14 protein-coding genes and 1 tRNA gene are annotated in these 17281 nt (G+C 72.4%); 9 read left to right on the top strand and 6 right to left on the bottom strand.

The window, feature by feature from the left end:
* Positions 1-36: 36 nt before the first annotated feature.
* The 3 genes from sdhA to J5Y09_RS06365 all read left to right on the top strand — a co-directional run bounded on the left by sdhA (position 37) and on the right by J5Y09_RS06365 (position 4352).
* Positions 37-1848 carry a succinate dehydrogenase flavoprotein subunit gene (gene sdhA, locus J5Y09_RS06375; protein ID WP_209350916.1) on the top strand — a complete coding sequence of 604 codons (1812 nt, stop codon included), beginning with the start codon at positions 37-39 and terminating at the stop codon, positions 1846-1848.
* A 13-nt stretch (positions 1849-1861) separates the two neighbouring features.
* Complete coding sequence (locus J5Y09_RS06370) at positions 1862-2644, top strand: succinate dehydrogenase iron-sulfur subunit (RefSeq protein ID WP_209350915.1); 783 nt, start codon at positions 1862-1864, stop codon at positions 2642-2644.
* Positions 2645-2780: 136 nt separating this feature from the next.
* Positions 2781-4352: an ABC transporter substrate-binding protein gene (locus J5Y09_RS06365; protein WP_209350914.1), complete on the top strand. Its 1572-nt coding sequence runs from the start codon at positions 2781-2783 to the stop codon at positions 4350-4352.
* 123 nt (positions 4353-4475) lie between these two features.
* On the opposite strand, the gene J5Y09_RS06360 is transcribed toward J5Y09_RS06365, so the two are convergent.
* Positions 4476-6692 (bottom strand): primosomal protein N', encoded by a 2217-nt coding sequence (locus tag J5Y09_RS06360; RefSeq protein ID WP_209350913.1) that lies wholly within the window; start codon positions 6690-6692, stop codon positions 4476-4478.
* Positions 6693-6765: 73 nt separating this feature from the next.
* Here J5Y09_RS06360 and fsa point away from each other — a divergent pair, with 73 nt between their 5' ends.
* The 4 genes from fsa (at position 6766) to pap (ending at position 10608) form a co-directional block, all read left to right on the top strand.
* Positions 6766-7422, top strand: coding sequence for a fructose-6-phosphate aldolase (gene fsa / locus J5Y09_RS06355; RefSeq protein ID WP_209350912.1), 657 nt, complete (start codon positions 6766-6768; stop codon positions 7420-7422).
* Positions 7419-8111: a GAF domain-containing protein gene (locus tag J5Y09_RS06350; RefSeq protein WP_209350911.1), complete on the top strand. Its 693-nt coding sequence runs from the start codon at positions 7419-7421 to the stop codon at positions 8109-8111. The genes fsa and J5Y09_RS06350 overlap by 4 nt, the downstream gene beginning before the upstream one ends.
* A 4-nt stretch (positions 8112-8115) precedes the next feature.
* Entirely contained in the window at positions 8116-9048 is a 933-nt protein-coding gene (locus J5Y09_RS06345; RefSeq protein WP_209350910.1) for a tyrosine recombinase XerC, read from the top strand.
* 78 nt (positions 9049-9126) lie between these two features.
* The gene (gene pap, locus J5Y09_RS06340; RefSeq protein WP_209350909.1) at positions 9127-10608 is read left to right on the top strand and encodes a polyphosphate:AMP phosphotransferase; all 1482 of its coding nucleotides are present in this window, start codon (positions 9127-9129) and stop codon (positions 10606-10608) included.
* An 18-nt stretch (positions 10609-10626) separates the two neighbouring features.
* Here the strand turns inward: pap and J5Y09_RS06335 are convergent, their stop codons facing one another.
* The 5 genes from J5Y09_RS06335 to J5Y09_RS06315 all read right to left on the bottom strand — a co-directional run bounded on the left by J5Y09_RS06335 (position 10627) and on the right by J5Y09_RS06315 (position 14909).
* Positions 10627-11070, bottom strand: a complete 444-nt coding sequence (locus J5Y09_RS06335; protein WP_209350908.1) for a RidA family protein — start codon at positions 11068-11070, stop codon at positions 10627-10629.
* 78 nt (positions 11071-11148) lie between these two features.
* Complete coding sequence (locus tag J5Y09_RS06330) at positions 11149-11862, bottom strand: endonuclease V (RefSeq protein WP_209350907.1); 714 nt, start codon at positions 11860-11862, stop codon at positions 11149-11151.
* A 53-nt stretch (positions 11863-11915) separates the two neighbouring features.
* Entirely contained in the window at positions 11916-13136 is a 1221-nt protein-coding gene (locus J5Y09_RS06325; RefSeq protein WP_209350906.1) for a hypothetical protein, read from the bottom strand.
* On the bottom strand, positions 13133-14083 hold the full coding sequence (locus J5Y09_RS06320; protein ID WP_209350905.1) for a metal ABC transporter solute-binding protein, Zn/Mn family: 951 nt from the start codon (positions 14081-14083) through the stop codon (positions 13133-13135). Before J5Y09_RS06320 ends, J5Y09_RS06325 begins: the two co-directional genes overlap by 4 nt.
* A 73-nt stretch (positions 14084-14156) precedes the next feature.
* Entirely contained in the window at positions 14157-14909 is a 753-nt protein-coding gene (locus J5Y09_RS06315) for a hypothetical protein (RefSeq protein ID WP_209350904.1), read from the bottom strand.
* A gap of 123 nt (positions 14910-15032) precedes the next feature.
* Between J5Y09_RS06315 and pip the strand changes: the two genes are divergently transcribed.
* Together pip and J5Y09_RS06305 are read left to right on the top strand one after the other, a co-directional pair.
* The gene (gene pip / locus J5Y09_RS06310; RefSeq protein ID WP_209351001.1) at positions 15033-15980 is read left to right on the top strand and encodes a prolyl aminopeptidase; all 948 of its coding nucleotides are present in this window, start codon (positions 15033-15035) and stop codon (positions 15978-15980) included.
* A 25-nt stretch (positions 15981-16005) separates the two neighbouring features.
* Positions 16006-16082: transfer RNA gene (locus tag J5Y09_RS06305), tRNA-Arg, on the top strand.
* The last annotated feature ends 1199 nt before the right edge of the window (positions 16083-17281 follow it).

Raw genomic sequence — 17281 nt, 5'->3', positions numbered from 1 at the left:
CGCATTCCCCGCCGCGGGAAAAACGAGACAGATGCGATGAACGCGATCAGCAAGCCTTCGATGGGCGCCTACCGCATCGTCGACCACACCTATGACGTGGTGGTGGTCGGCGCCGGCGGCGCGGGGCTCCGCGCCACCTTCGGCATGGGCGCGGCCGGCCTCAAGACCGCCTGCATCACCAAGGTCTTCCCCACGCGCAGCCACACCGTCGCCGCGCAGGGCGGCGTGGGCGCGGCGCTCGGCAACATGGGCGAGGACGATTGGCGCTGGCACATGTACGACACCGTGAAGGGGTCGGACTGGCTCGGCGACCAGGACGCGATCGAGTACATGTGCCGGGAAGCCATCCCCGCGATCATCGAGCTGGAGCACTACGGCGTGCCCTTCAGCCGCACCGAGGACGGGCGCATCTACCAGCGCCCCTTCGGCGGCCACATGAAGCACTACGGCAAGGAACCCGCGATGCGCGCCTGCGCCGCGGCGGACCGCACCGGCCACGCCATCCTGCACACGCTGTACCAGCAGTCGCTGAAGCACAATTGCGAGTTCTTCATCGAGTATTTCGCCCTCGACCTCATCATGGACGATGAGGGCGCCTGCCGCGGCGTGATGGCCTGGAACCTCGAGGACGGCTCGATCCACCGCTTCCGCGCGCAGACCGTGGTGCTCGCCACCGGCGGCTACGGCCGCGCCTATTTCTCCTGCACCTCGGCCCATACCTGCACGGGCGACGGCGGCGGCATGGTGCTGCGCGCCGGCCTGCCGCTGCAGGACAACGAGTTCGTGCAGTTCCACCCGACCGGCATCTACGGCTCTGGCTGCCTCGTGACCGAAGGCGCCCGCGGCGAGGGCGGCTACCTGACGAACTCCGAGGGCGAGCGCTTCATGGAGCGCTACGCGCCGACGGCCAAGGACCTCGCCTCCCGCGACGTCGTCTCCCGCGCCATGTCGATGGAGATCCGCGAGGGCCGCGGCGTGGGTCCGCACAAGGACCACATCCACCTGCACCTGGAGCACCTGGGCGCGGACATCCTGCATGAGCGGCTGCCCGGCATCTCCGAGACGGCGAAGATCTTCGCCGGCGTGGACGTGACGAAGGAGCCGATCCCGATGCTGCCCACCGTCCACTACAACATGGGCGGCATCCCCACGAACATCCATTGCGAGGTGCTGGCCGCGACCGGCAAGGACCAGGACCGCGTCGTCCCTGGCCTGATGGCGGTGGGCGAAGCGGCCTGCGTGTCCGTCCACGGCGCGAACCGGCTCGGCACCAATTCGCTGCTCGACCTGGTGGTGTTCGGCCGCGCCGCGGCGCACCGGGCCGCCGAGACGATCAAGCCGGGTGCCTCCCAGGCGCCGCTGCCGCCCAAGGCGGGCGAGGCGTCGCTCGATCGCTTCGACCGCGTCCGCAACGCCAAGGGCTCCACCAGCGTGTCCGAGCTGCGGCTGAACATGCAGCGCACCATGCAGACGCATGCCGCGGTGTTCCGCACCACCGAACTGCTGCGCGAGGGCGTGGAGAAGATGGACAAGGTCGCCGCCGGCTACGGCGACATCCGCATCGCCGACCGATCGCTGATCTGGAACTCCGACCTCGTCGAGGCGCTGGAGCTGGACAATCTGATCGGCAACGCGCTGACCACGATCCATGGCGCGGATGCGCGCCACGAAAGCCGCGGCGCCCATTCGCACGAGGACCATCCCGACCGCGACGACGCGAACTGGATGAAGCACACCCTCGCCCGCGTGGACGACAAGTACGCGGTGAAGCTCGACTACCGCGACGTGAAGATGCGCACGCTGACCAACGAGGTGCAGGTCTTCCCGCCCAAGGCCCGCGTGTACTAAGGACCCAACCCCGATGGCCACCTTCACGCTTCCCAAGAACTCCACCGTCAAGGACGGCAAGGCGCATCGCGCGCCGTCCGGGGCGAAGAACGTCAAGTCGTTCAGGATCTATCGCTGGGATCCGGACAGCGGGGAGAACCCGCGCACCGACACCTACGAGATCGACCTCGACCAGTGCGGGCCGATGGTCCTGGACGCGCTGATCAAGATCAAGAACGAGGTCGACAGCACGCTGACCTTCCGGCGGTCCTGCCGCGAGGGCATCTGCGGCTCCTGCTCGATGAACATCGACGGGCTGAACACCCTCGCCTGCCTCAAGCCGATCGAGGAGGTGAAGGGCGACGTCCGCATCTCCCCGCTGCCGCACATGCCGGTGGTGAAGGATTTGGTGCCGGACCTGTCGCAGATCTACGCGCAGCTGCGCTCGGTCGAGCCCTGGCTGAAGGCGGACAGCCCGCCGCCGCCGGATGGCGAAAGGCTGCAGTCGAAGGAGGAACGGGCGAAGCTCGACGGCCTCTGGGAATGCATCCTTTGCTTCTGCTGCTCGACCGCCTGCCCGTCCTACTGGTGGAACGGCGACCGCTACCTCGGCCCCGCCGTGCTGCTGCAGGCCTATCGCTGGATCGCCGACTCGCGCGACGAGGCGACGGGCGAGCGGCTCGACGCGCTCGAGGATCCGTTCAAGCTGTACCGCTGCCACACCATCATGAACTGCACCCGGACCTGCCCGAAGGGGCTGAACCCGGCGCAGGCGATCGGCGAGATCAAGAAGCTGATGGTCGAACGCCAGGGCTGACCGGCCCGGCCAGGACGCGCGACGGGCGCCGCGGTTCCGGGAAGGGGCCGCGGCGCTGTCCGTTTCGGGGGGTGGCGCCCCCGCCCGGCCTGGGTCTAGCCTTCACGGCAAGAAGGCCCACCGGGAGAAGAACAGCATGTCCAGGATCGCCCGCGCCGCGCTCGCCGGCGCCATCGCGCTCGCCGCCCCGTCGGCCTTCGCGCAGACGCTCACGATAGCCTCCGCCGCGCCGGTCACGACGATCGACCCGCATTTCCACAATGTCGGGCCGAACAACGCGCTGACCATGCACATCTTCGACCGGCTGGTGGAACGCGACGGGCGCGCGCGGCCGCATCCCTCGCTCGCGGAATCCTGGCGCGTCATCTCGGACACGGTGTGGGAGTTCAAGCTGCGCCAGGGCGTCACCTGGCACGATGGCCGCCCCTTCACCGCCGACGACGTGGTCTTCACCTTCGGCCGCGTCCCCAACGTGCCGAACAGCCCGGGCGGCTTCCAGGGCTTCCTGCGCGCCATCACGCGGGTCGAGGTGGTCGACCCGCACACGATCCGCCTGCACACCTCCGCCCCGCATCCGCTGATGCCGCTCGACCTCGCCTCGGTCTCCATCGTCGCGCGCCACGCGGCCGAAGGCGCGAGCACCGAGGACTACAACAGCGGGAAGGCCGCCGTCGGCACCGGGCCTTATCGCCTCGTCTCCTATCGCCTCGGCGACCGGATCGAGATGGAACGCAACCCCGCCTGGTTCGGCGGCACGGAACCCTGGGCGCGCGTCTCCTATCGCATCATCACCAATGACGGCGCGCGCACCGCCGCGCTGCTCGCCGGCGATGTCGACCTGATCGAGCAGATCCCGACCTCCGACCTCGCCCGGCTGCGGCGGGACCAGCGCGTGACGGTGACCTCCATCCCCTCCACGCGCACGGTCTACATCGTGCCCGACTACGGCCGGGAAGGCGGCGACCCGCAGGTGACGGACAACGCCGGCAACCCGCTGCCCGCCAACCCCTTCCGCGACGCCCGCGTGCGCCGCGCCCTGTCCATGGCGATCAACCGCCAGGCGCTGGCCGAGCAGGTGATGGAAGGTGCCGGCACCGCCACCGCGCAATGGCTGCCCGAAGGGGCCTTCGGCTACAATCCGGCCGTCCGGCCGCGCGCCTATGACCCGGACGGGGCGCGCCGGCTGCTCGCCGAAGCGGGCTTTCCCGAAGGCTTCCGCGTCATCCTCTCCACCCCCAACGACCGCTGGCCGAACGATGCGCGGCTGACCCAGGCCGTCGCACAGATGTGGACGCGCATCGGCGTGCGCGTGCAGGTGCAGGCGCTGCCCTGGACCGGCTTCGTGCCGCGCCGCGCGCGCTACGATTTCGCCGTGCAGCTCGCCGCCTGGGGCAGCAGCACGGGCGAAGGCTCGAACTTCCTCGCCAATGTCGTGGCCACGCGCGACCGCGTTCGGCTGACGGGGGCGAACAACAACGCGCGGTTCTCCGACGCCGCCTTCGACGACCTGCTCGCCCGCGCCTCCGCCACGCTCGACGACGAGCGGCGGGAGGCGATGTGGCACGAAGCCACCGTGCGCTACGCGGACACCGAGCCGTACATCCAGCTGATCCAGTACGTGAACACTTGGGCGGTGCGGCGGAACATGACGCACGATCCGCGCATGGATGAGCGCACCATCGCGATGGGCGTGCGGCCGGCGCGCTGAGGGCGCGCGGAGACGGGCGTCGCCCCTCTCCGAACCTCACCCCACCACGGCTTCCCATTGGCGTCGCAGGGCAACGCCAATGGGTGCCCGCAGAGGCCGAGATGCCTCCGGACACCACAGAATCTACAGGAAGCCGACCGGGTCGACGTCCACCTGGACGCGGACATTGCCGGGCGGGTCGACCTTGGCGAGCCATTCCATCAGCAGCGGCTGCACGGCGATGTCGCGCCGCGTCTTGAGCAGCAGCCGCCGCCGGTGACGGCCGCGCAGGATGGCGAGCGGCGCGGGCGCGGGGCCCAGCACCTCGATCCCCTCGCCGCCCGGCGCGGCAAGGCCGAGGTCGCGCGCGACGCGTTCGGCCGCGCGTTCCTCCTCGGCGCTCACGATGATGGCGGCGAGGCGGCCGAAGGGCGGCCAGTGGCCCGGGCGCCGCGCATCGGCCTCCGCCGCCATGAAGGCGTCGATGTCGCCGGAGACGAGCGCCTGCATCACCGGATGCTCCGGCGCGAAGGATTGCAGCAGCACGCGGCCGGGCCGTTCCTCCCGCCCCGCCCGCCCGGCCACCTGGTGCAGCAACTGGAAGGTGCGCTCGCCCGCGCGCAGGTCGCCGCCGGCCAGGCCCAGGTCGGCATCGACCACGCCCACCAGCGTCAGGTGCGGGAAATGCCAGCCCTTGGCGACGATCTGCGTGCCGATCACGAGGTCCACCTCGCGATCCTGGATCGCCTTCGCCGCCGCGGCCGCCGCCGCCGGGCCGGGGATGGTGTCGGAGGCCATGACCAGCCGCCGCGCCTCGGGCCACAGCGCGCTCGCTTCCTCGAGCACGCGCTCCACGCCCGGCCCGATCGGCACGGTCGAATGCGGCGCGCCGCAATTCGGGCAGGCCTCGGGCGGCGCTTCGACATGGCCGCAATGGTGGCATTGCAGGCGGCGCTGCGCGCGGTGTTCCACCAGCCAGGCGGTGCAGTTCGGGCAGCGCATCCGGTGGCCGCAGGCGCGGCACAGCGTCATCGGCGCATAGCCGCGCCGGTTCAGGAACAGCATCGCCTGCTCCCCGCGCGCGAGTGTCTCGCTCACCGCCGCGACGAGCGGGGGGGACAGGAAGCGCCCGCGCTCGGGCGGCGTGCGGCGCAGGTCCACCAGCGTCACGTCCGGCATCGCCGCGCCGCCATGCCGCGCCGGCAGGTGCAGCGCGGCGTAGCGCCCGGTCTCGGCGTTGGTCGTGCTCTCCAGCGAGGGCGTCGCACTCGCCAGCACGCAGGCCGCACCCGACAGCCGCGCGCGCACCACTGCCATGTCGCGCGCGTGGTAGACGACGCCTTCCTCCTGCTTGAAGGCGGTCTCGTGCTCCTCATCCACGACGATGAGGCCGAGATCCGGGAAGGGCAGGAACAGCGCGGATCGCGCGCCGACCAGCACCGTCGCCTCCCCTTCCGCCACGGCGCGCCAGGTGTCGCGCCGCGTGCGCGACGTCAGTTCCGAATGCCACAGCGCCGGCGCGGCGCCGAAGCGCGCGGCGAAGCGGTCGAGCCATTGCGTCGACAGCGCGATCTCCGGCAGCAGCACCAGCGCCTGGCGGCCGGCACGCAGCGCCTCGGCGATCGCCTCGAAATACACCTCCGTCTTGCCGGACCCCGTCACGCCGGTCAGCAGCGTGGTGGCGAAGGCGCGCCGCGCGACGGATGCGCGCAGCGCGGCCGCCGCGGCGTCCTGCTCGGGCCCGAGCGCGGGCCCCGGGCGCTGCGCATCCGGCGCGGCGAAGCGCCGCGCCCGCGGCAGCAGCGCGGGCAGGATCAGCCCGGCATCGGCCATGCCGCGCAGCAGGGCGGGCGCGACGCCGGCGGCCTCGGCGATCTCGCCCCCCGCCCGCACGGCGCCGTCGGCGAGCAGCGCCATCACCTTCGCCCGCTGCGGCGTGACGCGCGCGCCCGCGGGCGCGGCGTCCGCACGGCGCCAGCCGGCCTGCGGGGCCGGCGGGTCGAGCGCGGCGGGCACGCTCATTGCCATGCGCAGCACCGCGCCGGGCGGGCTCAGCGTATAGGCGGCGACCCAGTCGACGAAGCGGCGCAGCGTCGGCGTCATCGCCGGCACGTCGAAGACGCGCGTCACCGCCCGCAAGCGCCCGGCCGGCAGGCCGCGGTCGGGCTCGCCATCCCAGGCCACGCCGATCGCGCTGCGCCGTCCGAGCGGCACTTCGACAAATGTCCCGGGGGCGATTTGTTCCGTCGTCGAGTAATCATACGGTTGCGCGAGCGGAAGCGGCAGAAGCACTCGTATCCGTTGCCCCGTGACCACACGGTTATGTGACCGCGGATCCTCGGCGTTTTTCCCCGGGCACATGCGTTACCCTGCCGCTATAGACCTTGCGCGCCGCACAAGGGCGGACGCGAGGTTCCTGGAAGGTTTGAGTCGCATGAAGTTCTTCGTCGATACCGCGGAGGTTTCCGAGATCCGTTCCCTGGCCGAGGCCGGCCTTGTCGACGGCGTCACCACCAACCCCTCCCTGGTCGCGAAGTCCGGCCGCCCGATGAAGGACGTGATCGCCGAGATCTGCGCCATCACCCCCGGCCCCGTCAGCGCCGAGGTCACCGCGACGGATGCCGCCGGGATGCTCGCCGAAGGCCGCGTGCTGCGCGCCATCGCGCCCAATGTGGCGGTGAAGGTGCCGCTGACCGAAGCCGGCCTTGTCGCCTGCCGGACCCTGGCGGGCGAAGGCGCGATGGTCAACGTCACGCTCTGCTTCAGCCCGGCGCAGGCGCTGCTCGCCGCCAAGGCGGGTGCGACCTTCATCTCCCCCTTCGTGGGCCGGCTGGACGACATCGGCACCGACGGCATGCGGCTGATCGCGGACATCGTGCAGATCTACCGCAACTACCCCTCCCTGAAGACCGAGGTGCTCGTCGCCTCCGTCCGCCACCCGATTCATCTGGTGGAAGCGGCCAAGATGGGCGCCCATGTGGCGACGCTCCCGCCGGGCGTCATCCGCATGCTCCTTAAGCATCCTCTTACCGACCGCGGGCTAGAAGCCTTCCTCGCGGATTGGAAAAAGACAGGGCAGTCCATCCTATGAGCCACGCCTACCGCGTCCTCAGCCCGCCAGCGGAAGCGCCCCACGGCCCGAATGCCGAGGACGTCGAGGCCTTCCTGCGCGCGCACCCGGCGTTCCTGACGGAACGCCCGGACCTCTATCGCGTGCTGACGCCGCCCCGGCGGGTGCATGGCGACAACCTCACCGACCACATGGCCGCGATGATCGCGGCCGAGCGCAGCCGCCGCCGGGTCGTGGAGGGGGAGATCCTCGCCGCGCTCGAAGCCGGCCGCGCCGGCGCGGGGCTGACCATCCGCATCCGCCTCGCCGTCCTCGCGCTGATCCGCGCGCGGGGCGAGGTGATGGAGGTCGTGACGCAGGAAATCCCGGCGCTGCTCGGGGTCGAGACCGCGACGCTCGCCGCCGAGCCCGGCCCCGAGCGCCGCTACCTGCCCGCGGGCGTGCTGCCGCTGCCGGCCGGCGCCGTCAGCCGCCTGATCGGCCGCGGCCGCGAAGCGGTGGTGCGCAGCGTGCCGACCCAGGCCGACATGCTGCATGCGGAAGCCGCGCCGCTCGTCACGCGCGACGCGCTGGCGCGCGTGCCGCTGACCGTCGGCCCGCCCATGCTGATCGCGATCGGCGCGCGCGACGCGTCCTCCCTGCCGATCCGCCAGGCCGCGCCGGTGCTGGCCTTCCTGGGCCGCGCCGTGGCCGCGGCGCTGTCGCGCTGAACCGATGAACGGCGAGCAGGCCCGCGCGGCCTGGCTCGACTGGCTGGCGCGCGAACGCCGCGCGAGCGCGCACACGATCGAGGCCTATGGCGCCGACGCGGCGCTCTTCCTCGGTTTCCTGACGCATCACCTGGGCGACGTGCCGGACCTCGCCGCGCTCGGCGCGCTGCGCCCGGCCGACCTGCGGGCCTTCCTCGCCGCGCGCGCGGCGGAAGGCGATTCCGGCGCGACGCGCGCGCGGCGGCTGGCCGCCATCCGCGGCTTCCTGCGCCACATGACGCGCCACCATGGCATGGCGGCCTTGCCGCTCGGCGCGCTGCGCGGGCCGCGGCCGAAAGCCCCCATCCCGCGTGCCCTGACGCCCGAGGCCGCGCGCTCCGTCGCGCGGGAGGCGGGCGAGATCTACGACCCGGCGCGGCACGAGAACGCGCCCATGCAGGCGGCGCGCGACGTCGCGCTGTTCTCCCTTCTGTACGGCGCGGGGCTGCGCATTTCCGAAGCGCTCTCGCTCGACCTGCGCGACGCGCCGCTGCCGGGGCGGGCGGATGCGCTGCGCGTGCGCGGCAAGGGCGACAAGGAACGCCTGGTGCCCGTGCTGCCGGCGGTGCGCGCGGCGATCGCCGCCTACCTTGCCGAACGCGGCCCCGGCGCGCCGGAGGAACCGCTCTTCCTCGGCGCGCGCGGCAAGCGGCTCGATGCCGCGGTGGCGCAGCGCGCGCTGCGGGAATTCCGCCGCCTCGCCGGCCTGCCCGAACACGCGACGCCGCACGCGCTGCGCCATTCCTTCGCGACGCATCTGCTCGGCGCCGGGGCGGACCTGCGCGCCATCCAGGACCTGCTCGGCCATGCGAGCCTGTCCACCACGCAGCGCTACACCGCGGTGGACGCGGCCGGGCTGCTCGCCACCTGGAAGAAGGCGCATCCGCGCGCGGGCTGAAGACGCTTGCCGGGCGCCCGGCCGGGCGCATGATCCAGCGCAAGGCGCGCCACCCGTCGCGCCGCGGAGGATCGGTCCATGTTCGAAGCGGCGGAACTCGACCACAAGGTGGACAAGGCGGCCTACCGCGAGGAGGAGGCCGAGCTGCGCCGCGCCCTGCTGCAGGCGCAGCGCGACCTCGGCGCGCAGAAGCGCTTCCCCGTCCTGATCCTGATCGCGGGCGTCGAGGGCGCGGGCAAGGGCGAGACGGTCCACCTGCTCAACGAATGGATGGACCCGCGCTTCATCGAGGTGACGGGCTTCGGCCTGCCGACCGAGGAGGAGCAGGCCCACCCGCCCATGTGGCGCTTCTGGCGGGCGCTGCCGCCCAAGGGCCGCATCGGCGTCTTCTTCGGCGCCTGGCAGACCATGCCGATCCTGGAACGCGTGCTGGGCCACCTCGGCAAGGGAGGCTTCGCCGCGCGGATGGAGGAGATCATGCGCCTCGAGCGCATGCTCGCGCAGGAAGGCGTGCTGCTGATCAAGTACTGGTTCCACCTGTCCAAGGCGCAGCAGAAGAAGCGCATCCGCTCGCTCGAGAAGGACAAGGGCACGTCTTGGAAGGTGACGAACTACGACCGCAAGCTGCTCGAGCACTACGACGACTTCATCGAGGTCTGCGAGCCCTTCCTGCGGGAGACCTCGACCGGGGAGGCGCCCTGGACGATCGTCCCCGCGGCCGATGAACGCTATCGCGCGCTGTTCGTCGGGCGGCACCTCCTCTCGACGCTGCGCGGACGTCTGGACGCGAAGCCGGAGCCCAAGCGCGCCGCCCCCGCCGCCCCGCCGGCGCCGCCCGACCGCGTCAACGTGCTGCGCGCGCTGACGCTGAAGCAGGAGATGTCGCGCGACGCCTACGACAAGGCGCTGGCCGAGGCGCAGGGCCGGCTCGCGCGGGCCACCCGCCACAAGCGCTATGGCGAGACGAGCCTGATCGCGGTGTTCGAGGGCAACGACGCCGCCGGCAAGGGTGGTGCGATCCGCCGTCTCGGCGCGGCGCTGGACCCGCGCGCCTATCGCATCGTGCCCGTCGCCGCGCCGACCGAGGAGGAACGCGCGCAGCCCTATCTCTGGCGCTTCTGGCGGCACATGCCGCGGCCCGGGCGCGTGACCGTCTTCGACCGTTCCTGGTATGGGCGCGTGCTGGTCGAGCGGGTGGAGGGCTTCGCGCCCGAGCCCGACTGGCGCCGCGCCTATGCCGAGATCAACGATTTCGAGGAACAGCTCGTCGCCCATGGCGCGGTGGTCGCGAAGTTCTGGCTCGCGATCAGCAAGGAGGAGCAGCATCGCCGCTTCAAGGAGCGCGAGGCGACCGCCTTCAAGCAGCACAAGATCACCGAGGAGGACTGGCGCAACCGCGAGAAGTGGGACGCCTACGAGGCCGCGGTGTGCGAGATGGTCGAGCGCACCTCGACCGGCATCGCGCCCTGGACGCTGGTCGAGGCGGACAACAAGCTCCATGCGCGCGTGAAGGTCATCGCGACGCTGGCGGACATGCTGGAGGAACGGCTCCGCGGCTGAAGCGCGCCGCGGCGGCGTTCAGCGCTGCGGCAGCACGAAGGTGCCCTCGACCTCCAGGATGTCGTCCTGGTTCAGGCGCTGCACCTCGATGATGGTGCGCGGCGGATGCGGGCCGGCGCCCCAGATCTCCTCCTGCACGCGGTTCGCGATCGGGCGGAAGCGGAACATGTCGGTCACGTAGACGACGAGCCGCACCGCGTCCTGCGGCCGCGCGCCGGCGGATGCGGCGATGTGCAGCATGTTGCGGTAGGCCTGCCGGATCCGCGCCTCGTCGCCGGCCACCAGTTGATTGGTCGCGGGATCGATCCCGCGCATGCCGGCGACATACAGCGTGTTGCCCGCCTGCGCGGCGAGCCCCCAGGGCCCGGTCGGCGTGATCGCGCCGGGCGGGCTGAGGATGGTCACGTTCTGGGCAGAGGCGGGCAGCGCGAACAGCGCCAGCGCGAGCATCAGTCGCTTCATCTTGGTCTCCTGCGGGGCGACGCGACGGCATGCCGCGCGGCATCGCGCCACCACGAAGCAAGGCCCGGGCCAGTCGCGTCAGGCCCGCGCGGGATCCGGACCGGGCGGCATCGTCGCGCGCCGCGCATCGTTCGCCGCCGCATGCGCCGCGCGGATCGCGGGCGGCAGGCGGCGCCCGTCGCAGGCCTCCCGCACCATGCGCAGTGCCGTCGCCAGCGACACGCGATGCCCGACCGAGACGTAGAGCGGCCCCGCGCCCCGCCGCGTGCGCAGCGCGACGCCGATCGCCCTTCCCTTCCACAGGATCGGGGCGGTGTCGCCGGGCTCGGGCCCCGGCGCGGCCTGCCCCACCAGCAGCGACTTGGCGACGCCGATCGTGGGCACGTCCAGCACCAGGCCGAGATGGCAGGCGAGGCCGAGGCCGCGCGGATGCGCCACCCCCTGCCCGTCCACCAGCAGCAGGTCGGGACGGGGCGAAAGGCGGGCCCAGCAGGCCGCGAGCGCAGGCACCTCCCGGAAGCCGAGATAGCCGGGGATGTAGGGGAAGTCGGCGATGCGCGCCTCGGTCGCGCGCGCGGCCTCGTCACCCGTCGCGTCGAGCGTGACGATCGCGGCGAAGACGCGCCGCGCCGGGTCGAAGCGCGTGGCGGAGACATCGGCGCCGCCGAGGCGGGGGATGCGCGCGGTCAGCGCATCCTCGGTCACCAGCCGCGCGGCCATCTCCGCCTGCGCGGCGCGCGCCTCGGCGATGGTCGCGGGATGGAGCCAGTGCCGCGGCGTCTCGGGGGCCATGGCGGGAGACTGCCACGGATCGCGCGCCGCCGCCCCCGGGGCGCGGCGGCGGGCTAGAAGCCGCCGCCGTAGCCGAGCCGCAGCAGCACGGCATGCGCGGTGCCGAGGCGCCCCGTCTCCTCCCGCGCGTAGCGCGACCATTGGTAGCCGATGTCGATGCCGAAGCCGCCGCCGAGGTCGCGCCCGACCGAGGCTTCGACATAGGTCTCGGTGGGCAGCGTGTCGGCGCTGCGCTTGCGCTGGTCCCGCTGCCAGGCGAGCGTGCCGCGCCACGCCTCGTAGCGGTGCTGCACGCCGAGCGTCGTGAAGGTCCGGCGCTCGGCGATCGTCGTCTCCAGCGTGCCGTCCACCGCTTCCCCCGTATCGGGGTCGATCGTCGCCGTTGCGACCTCACCGCGCGGGCGGCCGCCGGCGTTGCGGAACTGCACGGCCTCGGCAAAGAACAGGGTGCGGTGGTCGCGGTTCCAGCGCTGCTCGTAGCGCAGCGCCGCGGCATAGCCCCATTCGCGCGCGGTGCCGTCGATGCCCGGCGCGCGCGTCACGGCCGCGAGGTGGTAGGAGAAGCCTGGCAGCCAGTCGAAGCCGTCGCCGTCCAGCGCGATGGCGGCGTTGTCGAGCTGGCCGGTGTTCGCGGGACCGCCCTGCTGGCGGGTGTTGCGGTTGTAGCGCTCGTAGCGCTCGTCGCAGCAGCGCCGCCGCGTCATCCAGGTGGAGGAGAGCGCGGTGCGGTCCAGCGTGAAGGCGGCGAGCGAGATGTCGTGCTCCCCGAAGCGCGGATCCGACAGGAAGGTCCAGGTCCCGCCGAGGCCGAGGCTGTCGCCGATCATCTCCACCTCATGCGCGCGGACGCGGGTGAGGATGCCGGGGAAGTCGTGATGCCCGCGCCCGAAGGGGGCGACGAAGCGGCCGCCATACAGCGTCAGCCCGTCGGTGGGCTTCCATTCGACGAAGAGCGCCTCAAGGAAGGCGGATTGCCGGCGGAACAGCGTCACGCCGTCATTCGGCGTGCCGCCGGTCGAATCCCCCTCCCCGATCGGCTCGAAGGCGATCACGCCCTGCAGCGAGAGCCCCGGGGCGAGGTGCAGCCCGGCGGCGAGTTCCCCGAACAGGTAGACCGAGGTGCCGCGCCGCGCGCGGTCCGGCGCGGATACGGTGGAGACGGAGTAGAGGCCGAGATCGGCCTCCGCCGAGACATGCGGGAAGGCGCGCGGCGCTTCCTGCGCGAGGGCCGGCGCGGCGGCGAGGAGCGCCGCGCCGACCAGCGCGCGCCTCACGCCGCGCCGCCGCGCATGGCGGGCACGAGCAGCCCGACATTGTGGCGGAACATCGCCTCGTAGTCCGGCGCCTGGCCGCCCGGGGGCGAGAGTGCGTCGGCGAAGAGCCGCCCGCCCACGGCGACGCCGGCCTCCGTCGCGAGGCGCCGCAGCGTCGCGGGGTTGGCCATGTTCTCCATGAAGACGGCGGTGATGTTCTCCGACCGGATCTGGCGGATCAGCCGCGCGACCTGCGCGGCGGAGGGCTCGGCCTCGGTCGAGACGCCCTGCGGCGAGAGGAAGGCGATGCCATAGGCCGCGCCGAAATAGCCGAAGGCGTCGTGGCTGGTGACGACGCGGCGGCGGGCTTCCGGCACGCGCCCGATCTCGGCCCGCACCCAGGCGTCGAGCGTGGCGAGGCGCGCGGTGAAGGCCTCCGCGTTGCGGCGATAGGTGGCCTCCCCGGCGGCGTCGGCGGCGGCGAGCGCGGCGGCTATGGCGCGGACGTAGTGCTGCCCGTGCCGAAGGTCCTGCCAGGCATGCGGGTCGGGCACCATGCGCGGGCCGACGCTGTGCTGCTGGCGCCGCGCGGCGCCGCCATGATCGTGGGCGTGGCCGTGGTGATGCGCTTCCATCATGCGCGGGGTCAGCCCGTCCGTCGCCGTCGCGACCGGGCCGCGATAGCCGGCCGACCGCACGAGCCGGTCCATCCAGCCATCGAAGCCGAGGCCGTTGCGCACCACCAGCGCCGCGTCGCGCAGCGCCGCGGCGTCGGAGGGACGCGGCTGGAAGCCATGCGCATCGGCATCGGGCCCGGCGATGACGCGCAGCGCGATGCGGTCCCCGCCGACCTTCGCGACCATGTCGCCGAGGATGGAGAAGGAGGCGACGACCGGCAGCCGCGCCTGGGCGCGCGCGATGGCGGGAAGCGCCAGGATGGGCAGGGCAAGCAGGGTGCGGCGATGCATGGCGGCAACCAGGAATGTTATAATATAACTCTACACATCCCCGAAACGGGCGCAAGAGCCCCGCCCCCGCGCCTCAGCCCCGTCCGAACAGCCGCTTCAGCCAGCCGAGCATCCCGCCCCCGGCGATGTCCCGCCGCTGATGCGTCGCGTGCGGGCGCCGCGCGGGCGGCGGCAGGGCGCTGGCCACGGTGTGCCGCCCGGCATCGCGCGCGGCCACCAGCCGGCGTTCCAGCGCCACCACCTGCCCCACCGCCTCGGGCGGGGAAAGCCGGGCGAGTTCGCCGGCCGTCGCCTCCGCATCCTCCCAGGCCTCGGCCCGGCGCAGCGCGTCGATCACGCGCACGGTCTGCTCGGCATCGAGCGGCGGCCCGCTGCGCCACAGCGCCACCGCTTCCTGGCGCCAGCCGCGGGACAGGTCGGGCTTGCCGGCATCGTCGGCGACCCAGGCGGCCTGCAGCGTCGCCTCGGCCGCGGCGTGCAGCGCGCCGGTCTCCTCCAGCACATGCGCCCAGGCGAGGAAGCGGCGGGCGAGCGGCGGGTGAGAGGCGTCGGCGATCAGCGCCCGGAAGGGCGCCGCCTTCACCGCCGCGGCGGCGCCGGGATGGGCCCGCGCGATCGCCGGCGCGGCATAGCCGCAATGCGGGCATTGCTGGAGCCAGCGCGCCATGGTCGAGCGCACCGGCTCCCCCGGGCGGAGGTCGAGATCCGGCGCCTGTTCCGGCGGCGGCGGCCGGAACGGCGGCTGGCGGCTCTCGCGCGCGCAGACGCCGCAGGTCACGTGGCCAGCGGCGGCGGAGCGGGAGGAGGTGGAGGGCGTCTCTGCCATGGAACGGTCAGGTTAGCGCAAACCGGTCGCCACCGGAATCGCGACGCTCGGGGCGTGAATCCGCGCAAAGGTGGCGCCTGACCCATTGCGGCCGCGCCTGCGGGCGGGCACATCTTGGCCGCCATGCCGCGCGGCGACCTTTTCCCCGACATCGCCCCCTATGAGACGGGCCTCCTGCCGCTGTCCGGCGGGCACGTCATGTATTGGGAACAGGTGGGCAATCCGCGCGGGCAGCCCGTGCTGTTCCTCCATGGCGGCCCCGGCGCGGGCGCGGGCGCGGTGCACCGGCGCTTCTTCGACCCGGGGCATTGGCGCGTCGTCATCTTCGACCAGCGCGGCGCCGGCCGGTCCCGCCCGCTGGGGGAGTTGCGGGACAACACGACGCCGCACCTGGTCTCGGACATCGAGACGCTGCGCCGCTTCCTCGGCATCGAGCGCTGGCTGCTGTTCGGCGGGTCCTGGGGTTCCACCCTCGCGCTCGCCTATGCGCAGGAACACCCCGAGCGCGTGGCCGGCTGCGTGCTGCGCGGCGTCTTCCTCGGCCGCCAGACCGAGGTGGAATGGTTCCTCGATGGGCTGAAGCGCGTCTTCCCCGATGCCTGGGCCGCCTTCGCCGACCACCTGCCGCCGGCGGAGCGCGGCGACCTGCTGGCGGGCTACCTCAAGCGCCTGTGCGACCCCGACCCGGCGGTTCACCTGCCCGCGGCGCGGGCCTGGAGCCAGTATGAAGGGTCGTGCTCGACCCTGCTGCCCTCGCCGGAGACCGTGGCGTCCTTCGCGCAGGACCGCACGGCGCTGGGGCTGGCGCGGATCGAGGCGCACTACTTCGCGCATGACCTGTTCCTGCCGCCCGAGGGTCTGCTCGGCCGCATCGGGCGCATCGCGTCCATCCCTGCCGAGATCGTGCAGGGGCGCTACGACATGGTCTGCCCGCCGGAGACGGCGTTCGAGCTGGCATCCGCCTGGCCCGGCGCGCGGCTGACGATCGTGCCCGATGCCGGACATTCCGCGCTGGAACCCGGCGTGCGGACGGCGCTGGTCAGCGCCGTGGAACGGTTCCGGCGCCGTTGAGCGCGTGATATATCGCCCGCGGTGGGTCCCCGTAGCTCAGCAGGATAGAGCACAGGATTCCTAATCCTGGGGCCGGAGGTTCGAATCCTCTCGGGGACGCCACTTCCGCCATTCGGGGGAAAGCCGGGGGCAACTCATCGGGCCGGAGTGGGTGAATGTGCCCCCGAGGGCCATGGTCGTCCCCATGCAAGGCGCCTCGCCAGAGGTGACTGCCTGCCTTGGCCCGCCAGGCGCGTCCAAGATCCTACGGCGGGCCTAAGGCAGTTCCCCAGGCGGCAACGGTCCTTGGTTCGCGCAGCCACGAACCGATCCCGGCCAATGCGCGCAAGTTCGGTGCGGGCCTCGGCGCGACCAGTGCGCGGCCTGCCGCCCGTCGCGGTCACGGCGCGCGCCACATGGCGCCAGCGGTCACCGGCGAGGGCGGAGCACGGCCCGCCGAGTACGGCCAGTTCATCGGTGGCGAGGTCGGGCACCAGGCGCCTCCCGACCCGGTCGGCTGGCCCTTCCTGCTTCATCGCCCCTCGCGCGTGCAGCGGAAAAAAACCTCCGCGTGAGCCCCTGTGCGGGCTAAGCCCCTTACCAACGCAGGGATTTGACCCGCCCCCTCCCCTACTGGGGCCGAGCTACGCAAAGCCTCCACCGCATGGTCGTCCCCCCGGATCCCTCGGCGGCGTCGGGTGCCGGCAGTGAGACGGCTCAGCCACCAGCAGATCCGGACCAGTACGGCACCACACGGCGCGGCGGAGGATGTCGCGTGCCTCGGCCGTCCGCCCACGCTCCATCAGCCAGACGGCATCAGCGATCGCGCGCTCGAGGTCAGGGTGCGCCATAGCGCAACCATCAGGCCAGCGAGCACGGTCGCAACCCTTCCGGGCACTCGCCCCATGAATGGGGAAACCCCCTCACTCCCCACTCCCCCGCCCCTAAAGGGGGGCGGGGAGTAGGGGCGTGGATCCACTTATGCCGAACGCTCATCACTCGCCCCTAGCCTCAGCCGGGCCGTGTTGCACGTCCAAGTCCGGCACGCATCCCGTAGCCCTGCTTGCAGCCCAAGTTCAGCCGAAAGTGGGCCTTAAACCTCCCATACATCAGACAACCCCGCCTGCGGGTCGACCGCCTTGCCCCGCACCGACCGGTGCCGCCGAAGCAGGCCCTGGGCAAAGTGACCTGATGACCTGCGGGGCTCCCGACCCGAGCGGACCTCTGACAACGACGTTGCAGCCGCACGTTCTGTCATTTTTCGGTTGTTCGCTCCGTGGGGCGTCCTGCATCAACGTCGGGGTGTGCATGGCTGGCCGTGC

The organism is Roseomonas nitratireducens (genome assembly GCF_017813355.1).
Lineage (GTDB): Bacteria > Pseudomonadota > Alphaproteobacteria > Acetobacterales > Acetobacteraceae > Neoroseomonas > Neoroseomonas nitratireducens.
This window is presented reverse-complemented; position numbering and strand designations above follow the sequence as displayed.

Coding starts and splice junctions, on each gene's coding strand:
- J5Y09_RS06370 (WP_209350915.1), top strand. CDS start 1,862: ATGGCCACCTTCACGCTTCCCAAGAACTCCACCGTCAAGGACGGCAAG.
- fsa (WP_209350912.1), top strand. CDS start 6,766: ATGAAGTTCTTCGTCGATACCGCGGAGGTTTCCGAGATCCGTTCCCTG.
- J5Y09_RS06360 (WP_209350913.1), bottom strand. CDS start 6,692: ATGTGCCCGGGGAAAAACGCCGAGGATCCGCGGTCACATAACCGTGTG.
- sdhA (WP_209350916.1), top strand. CDS start 37: ATGAACGCGATCAGCAAGCCTTCGATGGGCGCCTACCGCATCGTCGAC.
- pip (WP_209351001.1), top strand. CDS start 15,033: ATGCCGCGCGGCGACCTTTTCCCCGACATCGCCCCCTATGAGACGGGC.
- J5Y09_RS06365 (WP_209350914.1), top strand. CDS start 2,781: ATGTCCAGGATCGCCCGCGCCGCGCTCGCCGGCGCCATCGCGCTCGCC.
- J5Y09_RS06335 (WP_209350908.1), bottom strand. CDS start 11,070: ATGAAGCGACTGATGCTCGCGCTGGCGCTGTTCGCGCTGCCCGCCTCT.
- J5Y09_RS06320 (WP_209350905.1), bottom strand. CDS start 14,083: ATGCATCGCCGCACCCTGCTTGCCCTGCCCATCCTGGCGCTTCCCGCC.
- J5Y09_RS06330 (WP_209350907.1), bottom strand. CDS start 11,862: ATGGCCCCCGAGACGCCGCGGCACTGGCTCCATCCCGCGACCATCGCC.
- J5Y09_RS06345 (WP_209350910.1), top strand. CDS start 8,116: ATGAACGGCGAGCAGGCCCGCGCGGCCTGGCTCGACTGGCTGGCGCGC.
- pap (WP_209350909.1), top strand. CDS start 9,127: ATGTTCGAAGCGGCGGAACTCGACCACAAGGTGGACAAGGCGGCCTAC.
- J5Y09_RS06350 (WP_209350911.1), top strand. CDS start 7,419: ATGAGCCACGCCTACCGCGTCCTCAGCCCGCCAGCGGAAGCGCCCCAC.
- J5Y09_RS06315 (WP_209350904.1), bottom strand. CDS start 14,909: ATGGCAGAGACGCCCTCCACCTCCTCCCGCTCCGCCGCCGCTGGCCAC.